This window comes from Citrobacter sp. FDAARGOS_156, assembly GCF_001559235.2.
Classification (GTDB): domain Bacteria; phylum Pseudomonadota; class Gammaproteobacteria; order Enterobacterales; family Enterobacteriaceae; genus Citrobacter; species Citrobacter youngae.
Genome location: NZ_CP014030.2, coordinates 3,063,193 through 3,087,065, shown reverse-complemented (window position 1 = coordinate 3,087,065; position 23,873 = coordinate 3,063,193). Strand labels below are relative to the sequence as shown.

Annotated in this window: 27 protein-coding genes, 3 tRNA genes and 1 pseudogene; 21 read left to right on the top strand and 10 right to left on the bottom strand. The window is 50.1% G+C overall.

What is annotated here, in order from left to right:
* Positions 1-9: 9 nt before the first annotated feature.
* Complete coding sequence (gene fliD / locus AL515_RS15155) at positions 10-1,413, bottom strand: flagellar filament capping protein FliD (protein WP_048211317.1); 1,404 nt, start codon at positions 1,411-1,413, stop codon at positions 10-12.
* A gap of 255 nt (positions 1,414-1,668) precedes the next feature.
* On the opposite strand from fliD, the gene AL515_RS15145 reads away from it, so the two are divergent.
* From AL515_RS15145 to sdiA, 8 genes are all read left to right on the top strand, one after another.
* Positions 1,669-3,156 (top strand): FliC/FljB family flagellin, encoded by a 1,488-nt coding sequence (locus AL515_RS15145; RefSeq protein ID WP_061068104.1) that lies wholly within the window; start codon positions 1,669-1,671, stop codon positions 3,154-3,156.
* A 162-nt stretch (positions 3,157-3,318) separates the two neighbouring features.
* Positions 3,319-4,038, top strand: a complete 720-nt coding sequence (gene fliA, locus AL515_RS15140; RefSeq protein ID WP_005127740.1) for an RNA polymerase sigma factor FliA — start codon at positions 3,319-3,321, stop codon at positions 4,036-4,038.
* Positions 4,039-4,095: 57 nt separating this feature from the next.
* Positions 4,096-4,647: a flagella biosynthesis regulatory protein FliZ gene (gene fliZ / locus AL515_RS15135; protein WP_040232441.1), complete on the top strand. Its 552-nt coding sequence runs from the start codon at positions 4,096-4,098 to the stop codon at positions 4,645-4,647.
* A gap of 100 nt (positions 4,648-4,747) precedes the next feature.
* The gene (gene tcyJ / locus AL515_RS15130; RefSeq protein WP_005127738.1) at positions 4,748-5,548 is read left to right on the top strand and encodes a cystine ABC transporter substrate-binding protein; all 801 of its coding nucleotides are present in this window, start codon (positions 4,748-4,750) and stop codon (positions 5,546-5,548) included.
* 155 nt (positions 5,549-5,703) lie between these two features.
* Positions 5,704-6,690 (top strand): D-cysteine desulfhydrase, encoded by a 987-nt coding sequence (dcyD, locus tag AL515_RS15125; protein ID WP_061068103.1) that lies wholly within the window; start codon positions 5,704-5,706, stop codon positions 6,688-6,690.
* Positions 6,691-6,711: 21 nt separating this feature from the next.
* Complete coding sequence (gene tcyL / locus AL515_RS15120) at positions 6,712-7,380, top strand: cystine ABC transporter permease (RefSeq protein ID WP_061068102.1); 669 nt, start codon at positions 6,712-6,714, stop codon at positions 7,378-7,380.
* Positions 7,377-8,129: an L-cystine ABC transporter ATP-binding protein TcyN gene (gene tcyN / locus AL515_RS15115; RefSeq protein WP_005127735.1), complete on the top strand. Its 753-nt coding sequence runs from the start codon at positions 7,377-7,379 to the stop codon at positions 8,127-8,129. The genes tcyL and tcyN overlap by 4 nt, the downstream gene beginning before the upstream one ends.
* A gap of 231 nt (positions 8,130-8,360) precedes the next feature.
* The gene (gene sdiA, locus AL515_RS15110; RefSeq protein ID WP_048211322.1) at positions 8,361-9,083 is read left to right on the top strand and encodes a transcriptional regulator SdiA; all 723 of its coding nucleotides are present in this window, start codon (positions 8,361-8,363) and stop codon (positions 9,081-9,083) included.
* Between the two features lie 66 nt (positions 9,084-9,149).
* Here sdiA and AL515_RS15105 read toward each other — a convergent pair whose 3' ends face one another.
* From AL515_RS15105 to AL515_RS24140, 3 genes and pseudogenes are all read right to left on the bottom strand, one after another.
* Complete coding sequence (locus tag AL515_RS15105) at positions 9,150-9,374, bottom strand: DUF2594 family protein (protein WP_005127733.1); 225 nt, start codon at positions 9,372-9,374, stop codon at positions 9,150-9,152.
* On the bottom strand, positions 9,371-9,484 hold the full coding sequence (locus tag AL515_RS15100) for a hypothetical protein (RefSeq protein ID WP_101743137.1): 114 nt from the start codon (positions 9,482-9,484) through the stop codon (positions 9,371-9,373). The genes AL515_RS15105 and AL515_RS15100 overlap by 4 nt, the downstream gene beginning before the upstream one ends.
* Positions 9,436-9,537, bottom strand: a pseudogene (locus tag AL515_RS24140) (hypothetical protein); the annotation flags it as partial. The pseudogene AL515_RS24140 and the gene AL515_RS15100, both read right to left, overlap by 49 nt.
* A gap of 297 nt (positions 9,538-9,834) precedes the next feature.
* On the opposite strand from AL515_RS24140, the gene uvrY reads away from it, so the two are divergent.
* The 6 genes from uvrY (at position 9,835) to AL515_RS15070 (ending at position 13,376) form a co-directional block, all read left to right on the top strand.
* The gene (uvrY, locus tag AL515_RS15095; RefSeq protein WP_048211324.1) at positions 9,835-10,491 is read left to right on the top strand and encodes a UvrY/SirA/GacA family response regulator transcription factor; all 657 of its coding nucleotides are present in this window, start codon (positions 9,835-9,837) and stop codon (positions 10,489-10,491) included.
* Positions 10,488-12,320, top strand: coding sequence for an excinuclease ABC subunit UvrC (gene uvrC, locus AL515_RS15090; protein WP_061068101.1), 1,833 nt, complete (start codon positions 10,488-10,490; stop codon positions 12,318-12,320). Before uvrY ends, uvrC begins: the two co-directional genes overlap by 4 nt.
* A 55-nt stretch (positions 12,321-12,375) precedes the next feature.
* Positions 12,376-12,924 carry a CDP-diacylglycerol--glycerol-3-phosphate 3-phosphatidyltransferase gene (pgsA, locus tag AL515_RS15085; protein WP_003030490.1) on the top strand — a complete coding sequence of 183 codons (549 nt, stop codon included), beginning with the start codon at positions 12,376-12,378 and terminating at the stop codon, positions 12,922-12,924.
* 151 nt (positions 12,925-13,075) lie between these two features.
* Positions 13,076-13,151 (top strand) — tRNA-Gly (locus tag AL515_RS15080).
* Between the two features lie 52 nt (positions 13,152-13,203).
* Positions 13,204-13,277: transfer RNA gene (locus tag AL515_RS15075), tRNA-Cys, on the top strand.
* 12 nt (positions 13,278-13,289) lie between these two features.
* Positions 13,290-13,376 (top strand) — tRNA-Leu (locus AL515_RS15070).
* Between the two features lie 168 nt (positions 13,377-13,544).
* Here the strand turns inward: AL515_RS15070 and AL515_RS15065 are convergent.
* Positions 13,545-13,883, bottom strand: coding sequence for a hypothetical protein (locus AL515_RS15065; RefSeq protein ID WP_061068100.1), 339 nt, complete (start codon positions 13,881-13,883; stop codon positions 13,545-13,547).
* Between the two features lie 214 nt (positions 13,884-14,097).
* Between AL515_RS15065 and AL515_RS15060 the strand changes: the two genes are divergently transcribed.
* Positions 14,098-14,568, top strand: a complete 471-nt coding sequence (locus tag AL515_RS15060) for an SRPBCC family protein (protein WP_061068099.1) — start codon at positions 14,098-14,100, stop codon at positions 14,566-14,568.
* A gap of 121 nt (positions 14,569-14,689) precedes the next feature.
* On the opposite strand, the gene AL515_RS15055 is transcribed toward AL515_RS15060, so the two are convergent.
* A complete protein-coding gene (locus tag AL515_RS15055) occupies positions 14,690-15,709 on the bottom strand; it encodes a patatin-like phospholipase family protein (protein ID WP_061068098.1) in 1,020 nt (339 codons plus the stop codon).
* A 320-nt stretch (positions 15,710-16,029) separates the two neighbouring features.
* Here AL515_RS15055 and AL515_RS15050 point away from each other — a divergent pair, with 320 nt between their 5' ends.
* The 4 genes from AL515_RS15050 (at position 16,030) to AL515_RS15035 (ending at position 18,657) form a co-directional block, all read left to right on the top strand.
* Positions 16,030-17,172, top strand: a complete 1,143-nt coding sequence (locus AL515_RS15050) for a transglutaminase-like domain-containing protein (RefSeq protein WP_061068097.1) — start codon at positions 16,030-16,032, stop codon at positions 17,170-17,172.
* Complete coding sequence (locus AL515_RS15045; protein WP_048211333.1) at positions 17,150-17,506, top strand: mercuric transporter MerT family protein; 357 nt, start codon at positions 17,150-17,152, stop codon at positions 17,504-17,506. Before AL515_RS15050 ends, AL515_RS15045 begins: the two co-directional genes overlap by 23 nt.
* Positions 17,503-17,784 carry a heavy-metal-associated domain-containing protein gene (locus AL515_RS15040; protein ID WP_048211334.1) on the top strand — a complete coding sequence of 94 codons (282 nt, stop codon included), beginning with the start codon at positions 17,503-17,505 and terminating at the stop codon, positions 17,782-17,784. Before AL515_RS15045 ends, AL515_RS15040 begins: the two co-directional genes overlap by 4 nt.
* Before the next feature lie 207 nt (positions 17,785-17,991).
* Positions 17,992-18,657, top strand: coding sequence for a YecA/YgfB family protein (locus tag AL515_RS15035; protein ID WP_048211335.1), 666 nt, complete (start codon positions 17,992-17,994; stop codon positions 18,655-18,657).
* Between the two features lie 93 nt (positions 18,658-18,750).
* Here the strand turns inward: AL515_RS15035 and tyrP are convergent, their stop codons facing one another.
* Positions 18,751-19,962, bottom strand: coding sequence for a tyrosine transporter TyrP (tyrP, locus tag AL515_RS15030; RefSeq protein ID WP_061068096.1), 1,212 nt, complete (start codon positions 19,960-19,962; stop codon positions 18,751-18,753).
* A 234-nt stretch (positions 19,963-20,196) separates the two neighbouring features.
* On the opposite strand from tyrP, the gene AL515_RS15025 reads away from it, so the two are divergent.
* The gene (locus tag AL515_RS15025; protein ID WP_061068095.1) at positions 20,197-20,436 is read left to right on the top strand and encodes a YecH family metal-binding protein; all 240 of its coding nucleotides are present in this window, start codon (positions 20,197-20,199) and stop codon (positions 20,434-20,436) included.
* A gap of 45 nt (positions 20,437-20,481) precedes the next feature.
* Here AL515_RS15025 and ftnA read toward each other — a convergent pair whose 3' ends face one another.
* Both ftnA and yecR read right to left on the bottom strand, forming a co-directional pair.
* Positions 20,482-20,979 carry a non-heme ferritin gene (gene ftnA / locus AL515_RS15020; RefSeq protein ID WP_005127719.1) on the bottom strand — a complete coding sequence of 166 codons (498 nt, stop codon included), beginning with the start codon at positions 20,977-20,979 and terminating at the stop codon, positions 20,482-20,484.
* A 192-nt stretch (positions 20,980-21,171) separates the two neighbouring features.
* On the bottom strand, positions 21,172-21,507 hold the full coding sequence (gene yecR, locus AL515_RS15015) for a YecR family lipoprotein (RefSeq protein ID WP_048211338.1): 336 nt from the start codon (positions 21,505-21,507) through the stop codon (positions 21,172-21,174).
* Positions 21,508-21,776: 269 nt separating this feature from the next.
* Here yecR and AL515_RS15010 point away from each other — a divergent pair, with 269 nt between their 5' ends.
* Positions 21,777-22,415, top strand: coding sequence for an RpiB/LacA/LacB family sugar-phosphate isomerase (locus AL515_RS15010; protein WP_061068094.1), 639 nt, complete (start codon positions 21,777-21,779; stop codon positions 22,413-22,415).
* Between the two features lie 33 nt (positions 22,416-22,448).
* Here AL515_RS15010 and AL515_RS15005 read toward each other — a convergent pair whose 3' ends face one another.
* Positions 22,449-23,870, bottom strand: a complete 1,422-nt coding sequence (locus AL515_RS15005) for an MFS transporter (protein ID WP_105242177.1) — start codon at positions 23,868-23,870, stop codon at positions 22,449-22,451.
* Between the last annotated feature and the right edge of the window lie 3 nt (positions 23,871-23,873).

Below are 23,873 nucleotides of genomic sequence, written 5' to 3'. Positions count from 1 at the left end.
CTCGTGTTATCAGGAATTATTCATCGCTGAAAATTGTTGGCCCAGATAGGTACTGGTGCTGTTCAGCTTACTCATCATGGAATCGAGTTGGGTAAACTGTGCTTTATAGCGAGCCACGACTTCATCAATGCTGTTACTCACGGTCAGATACTGCTTAGTCAGCAGTTTCAGGTTGGCGTTAATATTGTCTTGCGCATTGTCGATAATACCGTCATCGGCCAGATAGCTTTTTACTTCGGTGGCAATCTTGGTGGTAATACCGGTTTCTTTGCCGTCACCCACCAACAGTTCACGGGTCGCTGCTGTGTTATCTTTCAGTGCCTTAGCCAGTTTTTCTTCATCAATTTTTAACTTGCCAGTGCCGCCATCCTGAGTAATGCCAATCTCAGACATGGTTTTAAACGGGGACTCGCTGCCGCTGTTAGCAAATGGCGCACGAATACCGTTTTGAATGGTACGGAGAACACTGTCGCCCAGTAACGCGCCGTTATCTGCACTGGCCGCTTCACCCGGTTCAACTTCTTTATATTTAGTCAGCGTACCAAAGGTATCGACCAGTGAGTTATAGGCTTCCACCCAGGCTTTAATTGCCGTTGTGGCCTTTTCATCACTTTTTGTTACCGTGATAGAGGCATCTTTGACTTCTTTGGTCAGTTGCAGCGTGATGCCCTGCGGTGCGTCAGTTACGGTATTGCTTTGACGTTCAATATCAATGCCGTTGACGGTCAGTTGCGCATTTTGCGCACCGACCAGTTGCTTCATTTTGCCGCTGCCCGCTTTGCTGTCATAGGACAGTAAATCGCTCAGTTTCGAATCATTCGAGACTGAGATGGTCATTTCGCTTTCAGTGCCGCTTTCAGCGGTTAACACTAACTGATAATCGTCTTCCTTAACCTTTACCAGACTTGCCGAAATACCGCTGTCCGCATCGTTAATGGCGTCACGAATATCCTCCAGAGAGGTTTCGCCTTTGCCTAACTTGATTTCCAGGGGTTCTTTACGACCCGGTTGTGAAATCGTTATGGTGCGTTCATCAACACTGGTATCGCCCAACTGTTCTTTGGTAGAGGTAATTTTGGACGTGGTTGATAGCGACTGTGCTTGTGCCAGTTTGGACACGCTGACGGTATATTTACCGGGAGCAGCACCGGCGGTTGTACTGACCTTTAAGTCTTCTGTGCTGCTGGTTGCCGTGGTGCTTTTAAACAGGTCGGCATTGTTCAGTGCGGTATTCGCCGTTTGAAATTTTTCTAATGCACTTTTCAGCGTACCGTACGCGGTCAGACGCGAGGTGTTAGCGCTCTGCTGCTGGGTAATGGGCGTTAAGCGCTTTTTCTCAGCAGTGGTTAAGTTTGTCAGCAATGTGTCCAGTGGTAAGTTCGAGCCAACGCCCAGTGATGTAAATGAAGGCATGCCTAATTCCTTGTGATTGCAAACAGTAGTTAACCGCTATATCGGCAATCTGCGCGCAAAGTTTAATAATAGTTTTGCAAAAATAATGCGCGGAATAGTGGTAATTAAAGCGGGTATTTCCGGGGCTAAGAAAAAAATGGGCGGAAAGTAAAAATTTTCTAAAGTTCGAATTTAAGGTGCCGATACATGGGTTACGGTCAGAAACCGTGGGCAACAGCCCAATAACATCAAGTTGTAATTGATAAGGAAAAGATCATGGCACAAGTCATCAATACAAACAGCCTGTCGCTGTTGACCCAGAACAACCTGAACAAATCTCAGTCTTCTCTGAGCTCCGCTATCGAGCGTCTGTCTTCCGGTCTGCGTATCAACAGCGCGAAAGACGATGCTGCAGGTCAGGCGATTGCAAACCGTTTCACCTCTAACATCAAAGGTCTGACTCAGGCGTCCCGTAACGCCAACGATGGTATCTCCATCGCACAGACCACTGAAGGTTCTCTGTCTGAGATCAACAACAACCTGCAGCGTGTTCGTGAACTGGCGGTTCAGTCTTCTACTGGTACCAACTCCCAGTCTGACCTCGACTCCATCCAGGCTGAAATCACTCAGCGTCTGAACGAAATCGACCGCGTATCCGGCCAGACCCAGTTCAACGGCGTGAAAGTACTGGCGAAAGACAACACCCTGACCATCCAGGTCGGTGCCAACGATGGCGAAACCATCGATATCAACCTGAAAGAAATCAACTCCAAAACCCTGGGTCTGGATAGCCTGAGCGTGCAGGATGCTTATACAACTAAAGCAACTGCTGTAACTAAGGGTTACCAAGATGCAACGCCAACTCAGGCTATTACGGCACCGACAGCATCACAGTTAGAAGCCGCCACTGGTGCAGCCGCAACTAAAGGTGGTACTGGCACAATTGAGTTTAAAGATGGAAATTACTATGTAAATATCACTGGCTCCACAGGTACTAGTGGTGATGGTCTTTATAAAGCGACGGTAACAAGTGCTGGTGCAATCACTATTGGTGAAAAAGAAACGACTCTTACTAAAGCAGATACGAATACTGTAGGCAACGTACAGGTTGCAAAACCAGTTGATACCACTGCGGCTGCAGGGCAACTGGTTACAGGTGGTGTTGCTACTGCAACAGGCGCTAACACTACACTGGTAAAAATGTCTTTTGAAGATAAAAATGGGAAAGCAATCGATGGTGGTTATGCCCTGAAAGTGGGAGCAAACTACTATGCAGCAGATTACGACGATAAAACAGGTAAAGTGACAGCTAAAACTGTTGATTACACTGACACGAATGGCGCTCCCCAGAAGGCAGCGATTCAGTTTGGTGGTGTGAACGGTAAAACTGAAGTGGCAACTGTTGGTACCAAACAGTACCTAGCTTCCAGCGTTAAAGGTCACGACTTCAAATCTGGTGCAGCGCTGAACGAAGTGGCTACCACCAAAACTGAAAGCCCGCTGGCTAAAATCGACGCGGCTCTGGCGAAAGTTGCTGACCTGCGTTCCGACCTGGGTGCGGTACAGAACCGTTTCAACTCTACCATCACTAACCTGGGTAACACCGTAAACAACCTGTCTGAAGCCCGTAGCCGTATCGAAGATGCTGACTACGCGACCGAAGTGTCCAACATGTCTCGTGCAAACATTCTGCAACAGGCGGGTACTTCTGTTCTGGCGCAGGCCAACCAGACCACGCAGAACGTCCTGTCTCTGCTGCGTTAATTTACACTTATCGCGCAAACCCCGCTCCGGCGGGGTTTTTTACATTCCGCTTTACCCGTAACCCCCAAATAACCCCCCATTTCACCCACTATTCACCCGATTAAAACCCCTGCAGAAACGGATAATCATGCCGATAACTCATTTAACGCAGGGCTGTTTATCGTGAATTCACTGTATACCGCTGAAGGTGTAATGGATAAACACTCGCTGTGGCAGCGTTATGTACCGTTGGTGCGTCACGAAGCATTGCGCCTTCAGGTGCGCTTGCCGGCGAGCGTGGAACTGGATGACCTGCTACAAGCGGGCGGCATCGGGTTATTGAATGCAGTTGACCGATATGACGCTTTGCAAGGAACGGCATTTACCACTTACGCAGTGCAGCGTATTCGTGGGGCTATGCTGGATGAACTACGCAGCCGGGACTGGGTGCCGCGTAGCGTTCGGCGCAATGCCCGCGAAGTGGCACAGGCGATGGGGCAACTGGAGCAGGAATTAGGGCGTAACGCGACGGAAACTGAAGTGGCGGAGCGTCTGGGGATCCCTGTACAAGAGTATCGTCAGATGTTGCTTGATACCAATAATAGCCAACTCTTCTCCTACGACGAGTGGCGGGAAGAGCATGGCGATAGTATTGAGCTGGTGACAGAAGAACATCAGCAAGAAAACCCGTTACAACAGCTTCTTGAGGGGAACCTCCGTCAGCGCGTGATGGATGCGATTGATGCATTGCCGGAGCGCGAGAAGCTGGTATTGACGCTGTACTATCAGGAAGAGCTGAATCTGAAAGAGATTGGTGCTGTTCTGGAAGTGGGCGAATCACGGGTCAGTCAGTTGCACAGCCAGGCTATCAAACGTCTACGCACCAAGCTGGGTAAGCTATAAGGGGTAATCTTTGCCCCTGAACAATGCCGCATAACGTATTGACTACCAGGAGTTCTCATGACGGTGCAGCAATCAAAAAGACGGCCACTAAGCCGCTACCTCAAAGATTTCAAACACAGCCAGACGCATTGCGCCCATTGCTTTAAGTTGCTTGACAGGATCACGCTGGTTCGTCGCGGGCAGATTGTGAATAAGATAGCCATCTCCCGCCTGGACACGCTGCTTGATGATGCTGAATGGGCGCAGGAGAAAAAAGAGTGGGTGGCGTTATGCCGTTTCTGCGGTGATTTGCATTGCAAAGAGCAAAGCGACTTCTTTGACATCATCGGCTTTAAACAATTTTTGTTTGAGCAAACCGAAATGAGCCACGGCACGGTGCGCGAATATGTTGTTCGCCTGCGTCGTCTCGGCAATCATCTGACCGAACAAAAAATTTCTCATGACCTGCTGCAGGAAGGGTTCCTCGACGAAAACCTCGCCCCGTGGCTGCCAGAAACCAGCACCAATAATTACCGCATTGCGCTACGTAAGTATGAGCAGTTTAAAGCCCATACACATATGGGGCATATGCAGAAATCCGCCTGGACAGCCAGTTCTGATATATATTAAAAACGAATAAGGTGTAACAGAGTCGTGTTTGTGAATTACGGCGAACGTTCTACACTTCGGTCATAAATGATGGTCACTAATGACAATATTCGGGGTAACTATGAAATTAGCACTTCTGGGACGTCAGGCGCTGATGGGTGTAATGGCTGTTGCACTTGTCGCGGGTATGAGCGCAAAAACATTTGCGGACGAAGGTCTGTTAAATAAAGTGAAAGAGCGCGGCACGCTGCTGGTGGGGCTTGAAGGGACTTATCCCCCGTTTAGTTTCCAGGGTGACGATGGCAAACTGACCGGTTTTGAAGTGGAATTTGCCGAGGAGCTGGCTAAACATCTGGGTGTGAAAGCCTCGCTCAAGCCGACCAAATGGGACGGCATGCTGGCGTCGTTAGATTCCAAACGTATCGATGTGGTGATAAACCAGGTAACCATCTCTGACGAACGGAAGAAAAAATACGATTTCTCTACCCCGTATACGGTTTCTGGTATCCAGGCGCTGGTGAAGAAAGGTAACGAAGGCGTTATTAAGACTGCTGCCGATCTAAAAGGTAAAAAAGTCGGCGTTGGTCTGGGAACCAACTATGAAGAGTGGCTGCGTCAGAACGTGCAGGGCGTAGATATTCGTACCTATGATGATGATCCGACCAAATATCAGGATCTGCGCGTAGGCCGTATCGATGCCATTCTGGTTGACCGTCTGGCAGCGTTGGATCTGGTGAAGAAAACCAAAGACACACTGGCCGTGACTGGTGAAGCTTTCTCCCGCCAGGAATCTGGTGTGGCGCTGCGTAAAGGCAATGAAGATCTGCTGAAAGCCGTGGATGCAGCCATTGCCGATATGCAAAAAGACGGCACGCTAAAAGCCCTGTCCGAAAAATGGTTTGGAGCGGATGTGACGAAATAATCATCATCCGGATAAAAAAGGCGCCTTTAACAGCGCCTTTTTTTATTCCATTGCGCCTGAACGTGCATAATAAAAAGAACATCACAACAACTTCTACTCTCAGGCTTTTGGGCTGCTTGTTGCCCACAAGATGATGAGTAAACACCGGAGGCTCTATGCCACTGCATAACTTAACGCGCTTTCCCCGTCTGGAATTTATTGGCGCGCCCACGCCGCTCGAATATCTCCCGCGTTTCTCTGATTATCTCGGCCGCGATATTTTTATTAAACGCGATGACGTCACGCCGATGGCGATGGGCGGCAATAAACTGCGCAAACTGGAGTTTCTGGCGGCGGACGCGCTGCGTGAAGGCGCAGACACATTGATCACCGCAGGGGCTATCCAGTCGAACCACGTGCGTCAGACGGCGGCGGTCGCGGCGAAGCTGGGGCTTCACTGTGTGGCGCTGTTAGAAAACCCAATAGGCACGACTGCGGAAAATTATCTCAGTAACGGTAACCGCCTGCTGCTGGATCTGTTCAATACCCAGATTGAAATGTGTGATGCGCTGACCGACCCGAATGCGCAGCTTCAGGAACTGGCGACGCGGGTTGAAGCGCAGGGGTTCCGCCCGTATGTGATCCCGGTTGGCGGTTCTAACGCGTTGGGTGCATTGGGTTATGTCGAAAGCGCGCTGGAAATTGCTCAGCAGTGTGAAGGGGCCGTAGAACTTTCATCCGTCGTGGTGGCGTCGGGCAGTGCAGGAACGCACGCCGGGTTGGCGGTAGGACTGGAACAATTGATGCCGAACGTTGAGCTTATCGGTGTCACCGTTTCGCGCAGTGTTGCTGACCAAAAACCAAAAGTCGTTGCGCTGCAGCAGGCCATTGCCAGTGAGCTGGAGCTGACTGCGGCGGCAGATATTTTACTGTGGGATGATTACTTTGCGCCGGGTTACGGTACGCCAAATGAAGAAGGCATGGAGGCGGTGAAACTGTTGGCGCGTCTGGAAGGCATTTTGTTGGATCCGGTGTATACCGGTAAAGCGATGGCAGGCCTGATTGACGGTATCAGCCAGAAACGCTTTAAAGATGAAGGGCCAATCCTCTTTATTCATACCGGTGGGGCACCTGCGTTGTTTGCCTACCATCCACATGTATGACAACCAGGTAGAAAAACACTAATGCAAGAAAGTATCCAACTGGTCATTGATTCGCTGCCGTATCTGCTGAAAGGGGCGGTATTTACGCTCCAACTGAGTATCGGCGGGATGTTTTTTGGCCTGGTGCTGGGGTTCATCCTGGCGCTAATGCGTTTATCGTCACTGTTGCCTGTGCGCTGGCTGGCGCGCTTTTATATCTCTATCTTTCGCGGTACGCCGTTAATTGCCCAACTGTTTATGATCTACTACGGTCTGCCGCAGTTTGGTATTGAGCTGGACCCGATCCCGGCAGCTATGATCGGTCTGTCGCTGAATACTGCGGCTTACGCGGCAGAAACGCTGCGTGCGGCCATCTCCTCCATTGATAAAGGTCAGTGGGAAGCCGGGGCGAGTATCGGTATGACACCGTGGCAGACGATGCGCAGGGCGATCCTGCCGCAGGCTGCGCGGGTTGCGCTTCCACCGCTGAGCAACAGCTTTATCAGTCTGGTGAAAGACACATCACTGGCCGCGACCATCCAGGTACCGGAACTGTTCCGCCAGGCGCAGCTGATTACTTCACGCACGCTGGAAGTGTTTACCATGTATCTGGCGGCCTCGCTGATTTACTGGGTCATGGCGACGGTGCTTTCTGCGCTGCAGAACTATTTTGAAGAACAGCTCAACCGCCAGGAGAGAGATCCGAAATGAGTACTATTGAAGTCAGAAACCTGGTGAAAAAATTTCACGGGCAAACGGTACTGCACGGCATTGATCTGGACGTTAAGCCTGGTGAAGTCGTGGCGATTATCGGGCCGAGCGGTTCAGGTAAAACCACGCTGCTGCGCAGTATAAATTTGCTGGAACAACCGGAGGCGGGCACCATCAAGGTTGGAGATATTACCATTGATACCGCGCGTTCCTTAAGCCAGCAGAAAGGACAGATTCGCCAGTTGCGCCAGCATGTGGGGTTTGTGTTCCAGAACTTTAATTTATTTCCACATCGCACAGTACTGGAAAACATTATTGAAGGTCCGGTAATTGTGAAGGGCGAACCGAAGGCGGAAGCGACAGCGCGCGCGCGTGAACTTCTGGCAAAGGTTGGGCTTGCGGGTAAAGAGAGCAGCTATCCACGGCGGTTATCCGGCGGTCAGCAGCAGCGTGTCGCTATTGCCCGGGCGCTGGCTATGCGTCCGGAAGTTATTCTTTTTGATGAACCGACCTCCGCGCTTGACCCGGAACTGGTTGGCGAAGTGCTTAATACTATTCGTCAACTGGCGCAGGAAAAGCGCACCATGGTCATTGTGACGCACGAAATGAGTTTTGCGCGTGACGTTGCTGACCGGGCGATATTTATGGATCAGGGCAAGATAGTGGAGCAGGGGCCTGCAAAATCATTATTCACGCATCCGCAGCAACCGCGAACCCGTCAGTTTCTTGAAAAATTCCTGATGCAATAAAAGGTCAGAGAGCACTCATCGAAATAGTTTTTTTGGTGAGTGCTTGTTGCATAACTATTTATAATTACTGCTTTATTATTATTGCTTCATCCTGTCAGCATTGTGGGCTGTTACATTACACTCAAGTAATTTCTTATTTGTCCGATAATTTGCATATATAAAATACATTTATGTGTTAGCTTGTTTCGTACATTTGGATGATTATCAATCTCAGGGGCATTACCACTTAGTATGCAGGATCATGATTTCTTCACCTGGCGACGGAGCATGCTGTTACGCTTTCAGGAAATGGCGGCGGCAGAGGATGTCTATAACGAATTACAACTTCAGACGCAGCACTTAGAGTTCGATTTTTATGCGCTCTGTGTCCGGCATCCCGTACCCTTTACCCGACCTAAAACGGTACTTCATACGACGTATCCCAAAGCATGGGTCGCACATTACCAATCAGAAAATTATTTCGCTATCGATCCGGTACTGAAACCCGAAAACTTCAGTCAGGGCCACTTACCGTGGGATGACGCCTTGTTCCGTGACGCACAACCGCTGTGGGACGCCGCGCGTAATCACGGTCTGCGCAAGGGGATGACGCAATGCTTAATGTTGCCAAATCGGGCGCTAGGCTTTTTGTCCGTTTCACGCGCAAGTGTGCGTAATGGCCGCTATGCCCAGGATGAAGTCGAACTCAGGATGCAACTGCTGGTACGAGAAAGTCTGTCAGTACTTATGCGGCTGGAAGATGACATGGTCATGGCGCCGGAGATGCGTTTTAGCAAGCGCGAAAAAGAGATTCTGAAATGGACCGCTGAGGGGAAAACCTCTTCCGAGATAGCAATGATTCTGTCGATCTCTGAAAATACCGTTAACTTTCATCAGAAGAATATGCAGAAGAAGTTTAACGCGCCAAACAAAACACAGATTGCTTGTTATGCCGCTGCAACAGGGCTTATCTGAATAAAATGTCGTTCTGAGTGTCAGACGCAAAACCGGCTGAGAGCATCGCTGTCAGCCGGTTTCTTATCACTGACGATAGGCCTGTTTAATTTGTTTAACAGTGCTGGTAAATACCGCGGCCTGTGTTTCGTCCTCAATCAGCGCGATCTGTTTTTCCATTTTAAGAATCACGCGTCCTGCATCGGCTTGTCCCATAGCCTGCAGCATCAGCGTTAACATGGCCTTCAGGCAGGTGACTTCATTAGCCAGTTCTTGATTATTCTCAGCAGTGGAAAAATCAGGCGTACTCATTTATTTTCCTCGTTATGTTTCAATGAAAAAGTGCGATGGCAAACGTCAAGGCGGCGGAGTATACCATAAGCTCGGCTAAAAATATCTGAGGTTGTTTTTTGCACAAACAAAACCCAATGAGATTAAAATAAACAAGATGTTGCAGTGCATATATTTTCTCCATTCATTGTTTATTCCGAGTATTTTACTCGTTAATTATTGTTACAAGCTTACCTTCCTATTTAGCATTCAGCGTAAGAATATGAATTTTTTGTCACTATTCTGAAACAGCTATGCAGATATAAGCGCGGGCAAACAGCCTTCAACCGTGAAAGTTTCCACGGTTCGTACAATCTAATTTCCAAAAACGAGAGCAAAATCGAAAGTCGGGTGTTTTTTAGATTTCAAAGTTGAGATAAAACCCGTTAACATAGGACCGATTAACTATCGGTAGCGTTATCCCTATTCTGGAGATATTCCTTTGATCAACGTTTTTCTTGTTGATGACCACGAACTGGTGCGCGCAGGGATACGACGCATTCTGGAAGATATAAAAGGCATTAAAGTTGTCGGCGAGGCGTGCTGCGGCGAAGATGCGGTCAAATGGTGCCGCACTAACGCCGTCGACGTTGTGCTGATGGACATGAATATGCCCGGTATTGGCGGTCTGGAGGCAACCCGCAAAATTGCGCGTTCCTCGGCTGACATTAAAGTGATCATGTTGACTGTTCATACCGAAAACCCATTGCCGGCAAAAGTTATGCAGGCGGGAGCCGCGGGCTATCTCAGCAAGGGGGCCGCCCCTCAGGAAGTCGTGAGCGCGATTCGTTCGGTTTTTTCCGGGCAGCGCTACATTGCTTCCGATATTGCGCAACAAATGGCGCTTAGCCAGATTGAGCCAGAGAAAACGGAAACCCCGTTTGCCAGTTTGTCTGAACGCGAGTTGCAGATTATGCTGATGATCACCAAAGGCCAGAAGGTCAATGAGATCTCAGAACAACTGAATCTTAGTCCCAAAACAGTGAACAGCTACCGCTATCGAATGTTCAGTAAATTAAACATTCATGGCGATGTGGAGCTGACTCACCTGGCAATTCGCCATGGCCTGTGTAATGCGGAGACATTAACAAGCCTGTGACCGAACAGTTCGATGCTAAAGCGTTTCTGAAAACCGTGACCAGCCAGCCTGGCGTCTATCGTATGTACGATACCGCCGGGACGGTTATCTATGTCGGTAAAGCGAAAGACCTGAAAAAACGGCTCTCCAGCTATTTCCGCAGCAATCTCGCGTCGCGTAAAACCGAAGCGCTGGTGGCACAAATTCAGCAGATTGATGTCACGGTGACGCACACCGAAACTGAAGCATTATTGCTTGAGCACAATTACATCAAGCTGTACCAGCCGCGCTATAACGTATTGCTGCGCGATGATAAATCCTATCCCTTTATTTTCCTCAGTGGCGATACCCATCCGCGTCTGGCGACGCATCGCGGCGCCAAGCATGCTAAAGGTGAATACTTTGGACCGTTCCCTAACGGTTATGCCGTCCGCGAGACGCTGGCGCTATTGCAGAAAATTTTCCCAATACGTCAGTGTGAAAATAGCGTTTATCGCAACCGTTCACGCCCGTGTTTGCAATATCAGATTGGCCGCTGCCTTGGGCCATGCGTCGCCGGTCTGGTGAGTGAAGAAGAGTACGCACAGCAGGTCGACTATGTACGGCTGTTTTTATCCGGCAAAGACGATCAGGTGTTAACGCAACTGATAACCCGGATGGAGAAGGCCAGCCAGAACCTTGAGTTTGAAGAGGCCGCACGCATCCGCGACCAAATTCAGGCGGTTCGCCGTGTCACTGAAAAACAGTTTGTTTCCAATACTGGCGACGATCTGGATGTTATCGGCGTGGCATTTGATGCTGGAATGGCCTGTGTACACGTCTTGTTCATTCGTCAGGGTAAAGTGTTAGGCAGTCGCAGCTATTTTCCTAAAGTACCAGGGGGAACGGAGCTGGGCGAGGTAGTTGAAACCTTCGTTGGGCAGTTCTATTTACAGGGTAGCCAGGTGCGTACCTTGCCTGGTGAGATCCTGCTTGATTTTAATCTTAGCGATAAGACGCTGTTGGCTGACTCTTTGTCTGAACTGGCCGGGCGGAAGATTAACGTCCAGACGAAACCGCGAGGCGATCGCGCCCGATATTTGAAGCTGGCGCGTACCAATGCGGCTACGGCGTTAACCACCAAACTTTCCCAGCAGTCCACTATTACCCAACGTCTGACGGCGCTGGCATCCGTGCTGAAACTGCCTGCGGTGAAACGCATGGAATGTTTTGACATTAGCCACACGATGGGCGAGCAGACCGTTGCCTCCTGCGTGGTTTTTGACGCTAACGGGCCGCTGCGCGCAGAGTATCGTCGCTATAACATTACGGGTATTACGCCGGGTGATGATTACGCGGCGATGAACCAGGTACTGCGTCGGCGTTACGGTAAGGCAATAGAAGAAAGTAAGATCCCGGATGTTATTTTGATCGACGGCGGTAAAGGCCAGCTAGGGCAGGCGAAAGCTGTTTTTGCTGAACTGGACGTGCCCTGGGATAAACAGCATCCTCTGTTACTGGGTGTGGCAAAAGGGGCAGATCGCAAAGCAGGCCTGGAAACCCTGTTCTTCGAACCGGAAGGCGAGGGGTTTAGCCTGCCGCCGGACTCTCCTGCGTTGCACGTTATTCAGCATATCCGCGATGAGTCTCACGATCACGCCATCAGCGGACACCGTAAAAAACGGGCGAAGGTGAAAAGCACCAGTACGCTGGAAACCATCGAAGGCGTTGGCCCTAAGCGCCGACAAATGTTGTTGAAATATATGGGGGGTTTGCAAGGGCTTCGTAACGCCAGTGTCGAAGAAATTGCAAAAGTGCCGGGTATTTCGCAAGCTCTGGCAGAAAAGATCTTCTACTCGTTGAAACATTAAGCCCTCTGTAGCAACATAGGGGTAATTTCACTGACAACAGATAGTTATCCGTCATATGCAATTTAATATCCCTACATTGCTCACGCTGTTTCGCGTCATTCTGATCCCATTCTTTGTATTGGCGTTTTATCTGCCATTCACCTGGGCTCCCTTCGTTTGTGCGCTGATTTTCTGTATCGCAGCCGTTACCGACTGGTTTGACGGTTTTCTGGCGCGCCGCTGGAACCAAAGCACACGTTTCGGGGCGTTCCTCGATCCGGTGGCAGATAAAGTCCTGGTGGCTATTGCGATGGTGCTGGTGACGGAGCACTACCACAGCTGGTGGGTGACATTGCCTGCCGCCACGATGATCGCGCGTGAAATTATCATTTCAGCGCTGCGTGAATGGATGGCAGAACTTGGCAAGCGTAGCAGCGTGGCGGTGTCGTGGATCGGTAAAGTCAAAACGACATCGCAAATGGCGGCGCTGGCATGGCTGCTGTGGCGCCCAAATATCTGGGTAGAGTATGCCGGGATTGCACTTTTCTTTGTCGCCGCGATTCTGACTTTATGGTCAATGTTCCAGTATTTGAGCGCTGCACGGGGAGATTTGCTTGATCAGTGATCGTTTCGCCGCAAATTTCAGCAAACGATCGTCAGTGGTGAAAAATATCGTTGACTCATTGCGTCAGGTAAGTAGAATGCAACGCATCGAACGGCGGCACTGATTGCCAGACGATAACAAAATCAAGTGATTAACAAAGTTACTTGGTGATGCGGGAATAGCTCAGTTGGTAGAGCACGACCTTGCCAAGGTCGGGGTCGCGAGTTCGAGTCTCGTTTCCCGCTCCAAATTTAAAACATCGGCATTTGCGGATGTTTGGCTGTAAAGCCAGAAGATTTCGGCGCGTTAGCAAAGCGGTTATGTAGCGGATTGCAAATCCGTCTAGTCCGGTTCGACTCCGGAACGCGCCTCCAATTTCTTCCCGAGCCCGGATGGTGGAATCGGTAGACACAAGGGATTTAAAATCCCTCGGCGTTCGCGCTGTGTGGGTTCAAGTCCCACTCCGGGTACCATGGGAAAGAACAGAATAATCAAAGCAATAAGCAGTGTCGTGAAACCACCTACGGGTGGTTTTTTTGTGCCTGAAACTTACTGACAGCTAATAGCGTGCGTCACAATACCCACCAATAAAGCAAAACCGCCAAAACGGCCCAGTCACCAACATGATTTAGCCCATTCGCTTATCGGCGAATAGGCGTGCTCAGCATAAACCCTCCCCGGGCCGGGTTGTTCATGAACCCATCACGGGCGGGGTTCTGGTTCTGAAAACCGCTCATTATGAGGGGATCGTTAATGCCATCCTCAATCGCAAAGGGTCTGTGGATCCGGCTACGGGCTCTGAGCGTAAACGCAAAATCATCCGCGCCGCCAATCACGATAACGCCATTGCCGGCAGCTAACGCAGCACTCAATTCTTGCTCTCGTTGAGCCTGACGTTGCAATGTGCCGGCTGCAACAGATGAAGACGTCAACAGCAGTAGTGCAAGGACGGCGCATGAAAATACCCGTGGCAGTTTCATGATAAATACTCATAAATAATGTGGCTATTAAAGTATAGCGTTTAATGGCGCTCTAATCCGGGCGGTAAAACCATTTTCTGGCGGCTGAGGCGGTGATTCTGGAGGGCCTGGCTGTGTATTAAGCACTATAATAAAAACAGCTCACAGGTGATTATGCCTGTTCGTAGCACAGGCAGGTGCCGCAGATTTTTCATCCCATAGGGGAGAGAAGGCGATGACTGACTATCAGTTTTCCACAGTCTGGCGGGTTGAGGCTTCACTGCAGGATGTCTGGGATGTTTTCTCCCACCCGGATCAGTGGCCAGAATGGTGGAGAAGCCTTGAGCGTGTTGTTGAGATCAAGAAAGGCGATATACAGGGGGGCGGAGCGTTGCATCGTTACACCTGGAAGGGTGTACTTCCGTATCGTTTAACCTTTGATATCAATGTATTAAATATTATGCAGTACTCTCTTCTTGAAGGTGCTGCCAGCGGCGAGGTTGAAGGGCGCGGGGTATGGTCTTTTATTGATACCGGTAAGGAGACGATTGTCAGGTACGACTGGAATGTACGAACCACGATTCGCTGGATGAATATACTTGCCCCACTGGCGGCGCCGGTATTTCGCTGGAACCACGATACGGTAATGCGCGAGGGAGCGAAGGGATTAGCCCGTAAACTTGGCACCCATGTGTATATATTTTGATTCAGAACCTATCCCATCAGGGCTATTTTGCTTGCCATTTCGCCGCTGGGCAGTGCTCAAACTGTTTGCGCCAATGACGTCTGCCAGGATAGGTTTTAGTTCTCTGTTCTCAGGGGCTGTTTTATCCCTGAAAGTTAAAAATCCCGCCGTTGCTAACTAACAATGCAGCAATTTCATTTAACGTCTTGTCGAATTCCGCTGCATTTTGCAGTCCTGCGTTATGCAGCTGTTCTAAATTCTCTCGCGATGCGTTATCCAGCGTTGGATCGGCACCATATAATTCGGGTTGAAGCCTGTAATATTTTGCGTTTTTTACCGTTGAGGCGATTTGTTGTAAATAGTAGGCAGTCATCTGCGGACCGCCTTCGAGCGCGATATCGATAGCGGGTTTCGCCCAGCCAAAGGGTCCCCAGTCTTTAACCTCTGAATATGAATAACCCTGCAGCTTTTTACCGGTACCCAGAGAGACAATGATCATGTCTTTGATGCCAGCGACGTTTGAAAACTTAATCGCCTCGGAATAGGCACACAGTGCTGGATCGTTCGCCACGACACCACCATCGACCAGGACATACTTTTGCGGCAATGGGGGAAGTGAGTAAATACGCGCTGCTTCGAAGTACGTTGGTGCCGCGGAGGTACCACGTAAAACATCTCTGACCAGAAAATCCCGTTTTTTGGCTACGGCAGAGTGTTGTTTGAAGATCACAGGAAGACGACTGCTGACATCATAAGCAACAAAGCAGGTTGGTTTTAATAATTCACTCAGTTTTGTATCACCGAAGGCTGTTTTTAATACTCGCTCCAGTTCCGTTGCCGAGTATTTTTCATCACTGACACCGCCTAATGAAGTGATGTTTTTCCAAATGCCGACGTCAAAAATCTCATCGCCGTCCTGAAGATAGAAGTTGACGGCTTCCTGTGCGGAAAATTTGGGGTTTCCTGTCGCGTCGGGACACACATAGGCAGAACAGAGGATGGCACCAGTACTGGTGCCTGCAACTAAATCGAAATAATCAGCGATTCTTGCTGTTGGCTTTTTTGCTCTTTCTTGTAACTTTTTCTCCAGTGCGACTAATAGCATACCTGGCAGGATGCCTCTGATGCCACCGCCATCAATAGACAGTATTCTCATCGCCATTTTGACTTCCCCTCAGTGTATGAAACATGAAAGCGGAGGACTACATGTGGAAGTGCCTGCGTTTAAATATAGACAGGTTTTCGGCGGTCTTTCCTTAATGAGAATGAGGGATCTTCATGCCGCCATTACTGTACTTTCTCGCCGGTAAGTGGCTTAATGGCGACCACGTAGTTTCTTATTTCATTCACAGTTAACAGGTCTGTTATTGATGAATAACCTCCATCGACTCGCCTTTTTATGGAAGCGTCTGTCTGCTGTGATGATCGCCTACGGTTTGTTATTCAGCCGCCACTCAACTCTCATAACATGGACAGACAGCAATGCAACGTCGACAATTTCTCAAAAATAGCGTTCTCCTTTCCGCCGCCGGTATAGTCGGCCCTTCGATTGTTAGCCGCACGGTCCAGGCTGCTGAGCCTGCAATCGTGCCTGTGGCACGTCGGCGCTTTGTGCTATCGCAAACGTATAAGCTCAACCCACCAAAGGGGTCGAATGGTGTCGTGAAGTTGTGGATCCCTTTGCCGGTCGATACCGCATTCCAGCAAATGACGAATCTTGCTTTTAGCGGCAATTATAAACAGGCGTACGTCACAACCAACAATGCTTATGGCGCGAAAACGTTGTTTGCCAGTTGGCCTGACTCGCAGGGAGAACTGCTGATCAAGGTTGATCTCGACATTGAGACAGCCGATTGGGAACCACTGCAACATGACGCGCTAAAAAACTGGCAAGCACCGGAACAGATTACGTATCCGCTGGATGTAAAACCGTATCTGCTGCCAACAACGCACACACCGATTGATGGGCAGGTCCTGGAAACGGCGCGTAAAATTACCGGTAATGAACAAGATCCGCTGAAAAAAGCTCGCCTGATATACGAGTGGGTGAGCAGTCATATGGAGCGTGATAATGACGTTATCGGCTGCGGAACCGGGGATGTCGCGGAGATTTTGAAAAGCGGAAAGCTCAAGGGCAAATGCACCGACATGAGCTCTGTTTTTGTCGCCCTGGCCCGAGCCAGCGGCATTCCTGCACGTGAATTGTTCGGGATTCGTCTGGGGAAAGCAAACAAGCTGGAGCGCTACTCAAAAAGCGCATTTGGCAAAGCCGACAGTGCAGGTGTTGCTGATGTTAGCGGGGGACAGCACTGCCGTGCGGAGTTCTACCTGGCGGGTTACGGTTGGTTACCATGCGATCCGGCCGATGTGACCAAAATGCGTCTGGCGGAGAAAAAAACGCATCAGGATGCGGACGTCCAGGCAGTGAATACCTATCTGTTTGGCAACTGGGAAATGAACTGGGTTGGCTTCAACTATGGTCGTGACTTTGAACTGTACCCGGCTACTGAGCAGGGAGCGATGAACAACTTTGGTTATCCTTATGCTGAAGTAGACGGTGACCCCATCAATTTCTATGACCCGAAAGCGTTCTCTTACCACTATGTCGCAACAGAACAACGCTAAAGGGGCGGGATTGACCCTGCTGACGGCCGCCGCGGCTGCCGTCACGGCTGGCTTATGTTGCGTCGGACCGCTGCTGTATCTGCTGTTTGGTATTTCGGCGGCGAGCTTTGCCGTGTTCACTCAGTTTGAGTTTCTGCGCGTTCCTCTGATGTTGCTGTCCTTAGGGCTATTATTACGCGTTTTCTGGCGACTCTACTTTTCTAAAAAGCTATGGTGTTCCGGATGGCTGTCCCTGAAGCAAGCGCGCGTTCTTTACTGGTGTGCGTTGGCGCTGATTCTGCCCGTGTTGTTTTACCCCACGATCGTGGCCTGGTTTTATGAGGTGTTTGAGTGAAGATTATTACGTTAATCGCATGTTTGCTGTTGCCATTGTGGACTCAGGCTGCCAATCAGAAAGTGGTGCTGGATATCCAAAATATGACCTGCTCGTTATGTGTCATTTCGGTCAATCAGGCGTTACGTGAAACTGATGGGGTGATTAAAGCCAAATCTTCGCTCAAGACCCGGCAGGCAGAGGCTATCGTCCCGGAGGGATTTTCTACCGATACGCTACTTAACGCGGTGGCGAAAACGGGATATACCGCAACGTTGAACCGTATTGAGCCACAATAAACCACCTTCGGGTGGTTTTGTTCTGTTTTCCGCGTATGATGCCCCGCGGCTGATGCTCCCTTTTGTGCGTTAACTACCGGAATTCCCCTCGTTTCCTGTTAACCTGAATTGGCGGTACCTGTAAGCCGCTCATGCCCATTTGGATCTGCTATCCCACCAGCCATGTAAGATAATCACAGGCAAGAATTTTTACTAAGGAAAAGCGTTATGAAAACGGGACCACTAAACGAGAGCGAGCTGGAATGGCTGGATGATGTGCTGACTAAGTACAATACGGACAAGTCTATTCTGGATGTGTCAGAGCTGGATGGCTTACTGACGGCGGTGCTCAGTTCACCGTATGAGATCGAGCCGGAGCAGTGGCTGGTCGCTATCTGGGGCGGTGCACAGTATGTTCCGCGCTGGTCCTCCGAAAAAGAAATGGCGCGTTTTATGAATCTGGCGTTCCAGCATATGGCGGATACGGCCGATCGTCTGGATGAGTTCCCGGAGCAGTTTGAACCGCTGTTCGGCCTGCGTGAAATTGAAGAGCATGAGCTGACTATCGTTGAAGAGTGGTGCTTTGGTTATATGCGAGGCGTCGCGTTGTCGGATTGGTCAACGCTACCTGATTCACTGAAACCCGCTCTCGATGCTATTGCGCTACACGGGACAGAAGAAAACTTCGAGGTGGTAGAGAAACTGACGCCAGAGGCATTTGAAGCGAGCGTCGATGCCATTCGTCTGGCGGCTCTGGATCTGCACGCTTACTGGATGGCGCATCCTCAGGAAACGCCAGTCAAAGTACCGGTGAAAGTGGATGCCAAAGTAGGGCGCAATGACCCTTGTCCCTGTGGCAGCGGCAAGAAATATAAGCAGTGCTGTTTGCATTAACAGAAAGGGGCGAAAGCCCCTTTTACTTTAATGCGCTTCTGGCAGAGTCAATGGTAGGCCTGGTAAGCGAAGCGCCATCAGGCAGAATCTCCGTTAACCAACTTCAGGCAGCAGCCCTGCGGCAATAGAAAACTGCACTGCTATCACCACGATACCGCAAATAAATACCAGCGCCAGCGCTGGCGTGCCACCCACTACGCGGTAGTTTGCCTGTGGATTGTGCTTTCTGCTCCGCCAGGCCAGCATGGAGGGGATCAACAGAGCCAAAACGGCCAGAGCAACGCCTGCATATCCCAGCGCCATGACAAAACCTCGCGGATAGAAAAGAGCAAATGCCAGCGGTGGCAGGAACGTCACGACGCCAGTTTGCATTCTGCCGGCCACAGTATTACGGCGTTGAAAGAGATCTGCCAGATAATCAAATAACCCCAGTGCGACACCGAGGAAAGAGGTTGCCAGTGCGAGATCGGCAAACAGATGCACAGCCAGTTCGACGTGCGGCGAAGCCACGACTTCACGTAATGCCTGTAACAAACCGTTTAAGCCAGCGTGATTGGCTAAAAGTCCCATAAATGTTGACGAGTTAATGCTACCGAGCGTGGCCAGTTGCCAGAAAATATAGGCTACTAACGGGATGGCGCTACCGCTGATAAACACCCAGCGCAGTTTACGGATGTTGCCGTTCATATAGCTGACGATGCTGGGCACGCTACCGTGAAAACCAAATGAGGTAAAAATAACCGGGATCGCGGAAAGCGCCAGGCCTTGTTGAAGCGGCAGGGTAAGCAAGTTCACCTTATGAATATGCGGCATCAACAGCGCGAGCATTACCACCAGGAAGATGATTTTGGCGCTGAACAACAGACGATTGAATAAATCAACCAGTGAAGTCCCGACGCATACCACGCCACCGGCAACAAAGGTGAACAGCAATACGCCTGTGGTGGGCGAGATGCTGGTTCCGGTCCAGTCGCTGATGCTGGAGGCCAGCAGCTCGCCTGCACCACTGATGTAGGCGGCGGTCAGGGCATACATCAAGAACATCATGCTAAAGCCCGTTACCCACTGCCCGTATCGACCCAGATAGCGTTTTGCCAGTGTGCCAAGCCCGGTGTCTGCCGGTACATGCTGGTACACTTCAAGTAGCAACAGCGCGGTGTAGCACATCAGGGCCCATAACCCAACCAACAACACCAGCGTGACGCTAAACCCCACGCCTGCCGCCGCCAGCGGCATTGCCAACATACCGGCACCAATCGTGGTTCCCGCCACGATAAAAATACTACCCAGGGTTCTGTTTTTCACGCTTTCCTCTGTCCCAGAGATAATCAACGGTTATATCTGCGGCGCAGGTTAAGGCATAACGCTATTTTCGTCAAATCACCGTTACAAATGCTGTATATTAATGTTTACAGATGTTTGGGGCTTAAGATGTGTTAAAAATGATATTTATCTGCTCTCTGCCCGCATAAACCTGCGTTAGCGCAAAGCAGCGTTGTACGGTTCACATTAGGCTACGGGCTTTATTGAGGAGGTAGTATGGAATCTATTCACGGTCACGAGGTGCTCAACATGATGATTGAATCTGATGAGCAGTATTCACATGCCAGCCTTGAGGCGGCAATTACCGCGCGTTTTGGTGAGCAGGCACGTTTTCACACCTGTTCAGCAGAAGGCATGACGGCGGGTGAGCTGGTCGCGTTTTTAGCGGCGAAGGGGAAGTTTATTGCCAAAGAAGACGGCTTCTCTACGCATGAAAGCAAGATCTGCCGTCACTAAGATTCTCGAATAACGGTGGCAAACAGCCACCGTTACCCAACAACATTAATTCTGTGTATCAAGGGTTGCCAGTTCTTTATCGATGAAATAAAGACCTTCGCCACTTTTACCGGCCAGCGATAACTTATCGATGACAGATTTAAATAACTTCTCTTCTTCATGCTGCTCAGCAACATACCATTGCAGGAAATTAAAGGTCGGATAATCCTGGTGGGTCATTGCCGCATGCGCCAGTTCATTAATTTTCTGCGTGATCAATTGTTCGTGCTCATAGGTTACACGGAACAGCTCATCCAGGGACGCATATTCTGCAAACGGTGAAGAAACGGTATTAATACGCGGCAGGCTGCCGGTATCCGTCAGGTAATCGAACAGACGCTGCATGTGCGTCATTTCTTCCTGGGCGTGGCGACGCAGAAACGCGGCGGCACCTTCGAAGCTGTGATAGCTGCACCACGCACTCATCTGTTGGTAGAGCAGGGATGAATATAATTCAAGATTCATTTGCTCATTCAGTTTGTCGATCATTTCTGTTTTCAGCATGGTTCTGCTCCACGAACGTTATTATATATTGACGTGGCGCCACTATAATTTGTTATTTAATTATTTGCAAAAGGTAAAATAATAAATTTATTTATTAAAAATGCGAATGGGAATAAAACGCATTAACGCTATTAAATTGATGATATAAATAAAAATAGAATAGATGACCAGCAGATGTGCTGGTCGGAATGATTAATAATGGAAAGTGGAAGTTTGTGGTACGGCAACACCGTGACACTGCCAGGACAGCGTGATTTTGGTATTCAAACACAGAGAACCCGCATAAACGCTGCAGGTCGCAACCGGCTGGCCAAATCCGACTGCACTGGCATAACCCATGCGCTGACATGCTTTTGTCGCCGTTCCCTGAGCAACATAGTCGTCGGTACGTGCTGTTTGTAGCATGGCCTGGTTGTAAGTCAGACGAACCACGCCGGTAATGCTGCTGGCTTCGCTGACCTGAGCCTGTCTGGTGATGGTGCATCCCGTCAGCATGAGCGGTAAGAGGGCAAGAATAAAGGTCTTCATGAAATCGCTCTGAAAAATCGGTGATACGCTATCCTGACATACATCACGGCTAATCAATGGCCTGAATAGCCAGAAGATCACCTGTGATTAATCGCAACGACCCCCTGTTTATGAGTCAATTCTGAAGGCTGGCGTAAAAACCGTGAGCATCTCGATATTTTATGAAACTTAATTTCATAAAATTTGAAAGCTGATTTGCTAAATAGTAATGTGGCTGAAATGTCATGACTTACGGCGGGCCCCCCGCGACGCATTCAGGAGAATACACAATGAAAATTGCATTGATGATGGAAAACAGCCAGGCAAGCAAAAACGCGATCATTCACCATGAGCTTAAGTCTGTCGCGGATGAAAAGGGTTTTCCGGTGTTCAACGTCGGGATGAGCGACGAAAATGATCACCATCTGACTTACATCCATTTAGGGATTATGGCCAGCATTCTGCTCAATTCAAAAGCGGTTGATTTCGTTGTCACGGGCTGCGGTACGGGTCAGGGGGCCATGATGTCACTGAATATTCACCCGGGCGTGGTGTGTGGCTACTGCCTTGATCCCGCGGATGCGTTCCTGTTTGCGCAGATCAACAACGGTAATGCGCTCTCGCTGGCCTTTGCGAAAGGGTTTGGCTGGGGTGCTGAACTGAATGTCCGGTATATGTTTGAAAAAGCGTTTACCGGTCGTAATGGTGAAGGTTATCCGCCGGAGCGGAAAGACCCGCAGGTGCGTAATGCGGGGATTTTAAACCAGGTGAAAGCGGCAGTAGTAAAAGAAAATTATCTTGATACCCTGCGCGCTATCGATCCTGAACTGGTGAAAACCGCCGTTTCAGGCCCACGTTTCCAGCAGTGTTTCTTTGAAAACTGCCAGGATAAAGCGATCGAAGCCTTTGTCCGTGAAGTTATTGGCTAAACCCGGTTGGCCCGATGGCGCGAACTATCGGGCTTATCGACGCTTATTTGACACTGCGCTTCCCGCATCGCGGGTAAGGCGCAGGGTATCAACCATTCCTATCAGGCAAATCATGGCGATAGCGACGAATGCCAGCCGGAAACTGATGCCGGGTATCGCACCCAGTGACAACCATTCACTCACTTGATCCCCGATACGGATCCCGATAGCCGCCAACGAAATCCCTAATCCAACAGCCAGTTGCGTCGCTGTACTAAACAGCGTATTGGCATAGCTCATCTGCGATGCAGGAACATCCGCAAATGCCAACGTGCTGACACCGGTAAACTGAATTGAGCGAAAAACGCCGCCCAGATACAGCACCAGTAATATTACCCATACGGGAGTTTGCGGCGTGATCAGCGCACACGCCAATAGCGCCAGCACATTAAGCGCACCGTTTATCAACAGCAGCTTTTTAAAGCCTAACCAGCGTATTAACGGCGTAGTAGCGGGTTTAATCGTTAGGTTGCCAACAAACACGGCCAACACCAGCGAACCGGCATGGAAAGCATTCATACCAAACCCAACCTGAAACATCAGTGGCAACAGAAAGGGTACCGCGCTGATAGAGGCACGAAACAGCGAACCTCCGTACATCGTGACACGAAATGTAGGCACGCGCATGGCATCCAGACGAATCATCGGCCATGCGGATTGGCGAAAATGACGCAGGGCAAACAGGAACGTGGCTATTCCAAGTGCCAGAAGTCCCGCGGTTAACCAACCCTGCGGCTGTTGGGTTCCCAGCAGTTCCATCGCATATACCAGACTGACCATCGCGACCGATGTGGCAATAAAACCGGGAAAATCGAACGGGCGTCGCTCGTCATCATGAATATCCGGGATAAAACGCAGCGCCAGCGCAATCGCCAGCAACCCCAGCGGCACATTAATGAAGAAGATCCAGCGCCAGTTGGCGTAACTGGTAATAAATCCGCCCAGGGGGGGGCCAATTATTGGGGCCACTAAGGCAGGCCAGGTCAGGGTGGCGATTGCGGTGATTAACTGGTGTTTAGGCGTGGTACGCAGAACGGCGAGGCGGCCGACCGGCACCATCAGTGCCCCCCCGACACCCTGTAAAATGCGCATTGCCACAAAGCCTTCAATGCTGGTGGCCAGTCCGCATAAGACTGAGGCGAAGGTAAAGATCGCCAGTGCCAGGGTAAACACTTTTCGGGCACCAAAACGATCGGCAATCCAGCCACTGGCAGGGATGAGAACCGCCAGCGTGATCAGATAAGCACTGATGCCGATGTTCAGATCAACGGCCTGCACGCCGAAACTTTTTGCCATATCGGGCAGGGCCGTCGCAATCACCGTGCCATCGATGAACTCCATAAAGAAGGCCCCGGCGACCAGTAGTGCAGCCGGAGAAAGACCCCGCTTATTCTCAACCGCTAAATGTTCACTCATGTT

Coding starts and splice junctions, on each gene's coding strand:
- fliD (WP_048211317.1), bottom strand. CDS start 1,413: ATGCCTTCATTTACATCACTGGGCGTTGGCTCGAACTTACCACTGGAC.
- AL515_RS15145 (WP_061068104.1), top strand. CDS start 1,669: ATGGCACAAGTCATCAATACAAACAGCCTGTCGCTGTTGACCCAGAAC.
- fliZ (WP_040232441.1), top strand. CDS start 4,096: ATGACGGTGCAGCAATCAAAAAGACGGCCACTAAGCCGCTACCTCAAA.
- tcyJ (WP_005127738.1), top strand. CDS start 4,748: ATGAAATTAGCACTTCTGGGACGTCAGGCGCTGATGGGTGTAATGGCT.
- dcyD (WP_061068103.1), top strand. CDS start 5,704: ATGCCACTGCATAACTTAACGCGCTTTCCCCGTCTGGAATTTATTGGC.
- tcyL (WP_061068102.1), top strand. CDS start 6,712: ATGCAAGAAAGTATCCAACTGGTCATTGATTCGCTGCCGTATCTGCTG.
- tcyN (WP_005127735.1), top strand. CDS start 7,377: ATGAGTACTATTGAAGTCAGAAACCTGGTGAAAAAATTTCACGGGCAA.
- sdiA (WP_048211322.1), top strand. CDS start 8,361: ATGCAGGATCATGATTTCTTCACCTGGCGACGGAGCATGCTGTTACGC.
- AL515_RS15105 (WP_005127733.1), bottom strand. CDS start 9,374: ATGAGTACGCCTGATTTTTCCACTGCTGAGAATAATCAAGAACTGGCT.
- pgsA (WP_003030490.1), top strand. CDS start 12,376: ATGCAATTTAATATCCCTACATTGCTCACGCTGTTTCGCGTCATTCTG.
- AL515_RS15065 (WP_061068100.1), bottom strand. CDS start 13,883: ATGAAACTGCCACGGGTATTTTCATGCGCCGTCCTTGCACTACTGCTG.
- AL515_RS15060 (WP_061068099.1), top strand. CDS start 14,098: ATGACTGACTATCAGTTTTCCACAGTCTGGCGGGTTGAGGCTTCACTG.
- AL515_RS15055 (WP_061068098.1), bottom strand. CDS start 15,709: ATGGCGATGAGAATACTGTCTATTGATGGCGGTGGCATCAGAGGCATC.
- AL515_RS15050 (WP_061068097.1), top strand. CDS start 16,030: ATGCAACGTCGACAATTTCTCAAAAATAGCGTTCTCCTTTCCGCCGCC.
- AL515_RS15045 (WP_048211333.1), top strand. CDS start 17,150: ATGTCGCAACAGAACAACGCTAAAGGGGCGGGATTGACCCTGCTGACG.
- AL515_RS15035 (WP_048211335.1), top strand. CDS start 17,992: ATGAAAACGGGACCACTAAACGAGAGCGAGCTGGAATGGCTGGATGAT.
- AL515_RS15025 (WP_061068095.1), top strand. CDS start 20,197: ATGGAATCTATTCACGGTCACGAGGTGCTCAACATGATGATTGAATCT.
- ftnA (WP_005127719.1), bottom strand. CDS start 20,979: ATGCTGAAAACAGAAATGATCGACAAACTGAATGAGCAAATGAATCTT.
- yecR (WP_048211338.1), bottom strand. CDS start 21,507: ATGAAGACCTTTATTCTTGCCCTCTTACCGCTCATGCTGACGGGATGC.
- AL515_RS15010 (WP_061068094.1), top strand. CDS start 21,777: ATGAAAATTGCATTGATGATGGAAAACAGCCAGGCAAGCAAAAACGCG.
- AL515_RS15005 (WP_105242177.1), bottom strand. CDS start 23,870: ATGAGTGAACATTTAGCGGTTGAGAATAAGCGGGGTCTTTCTCCGGCT.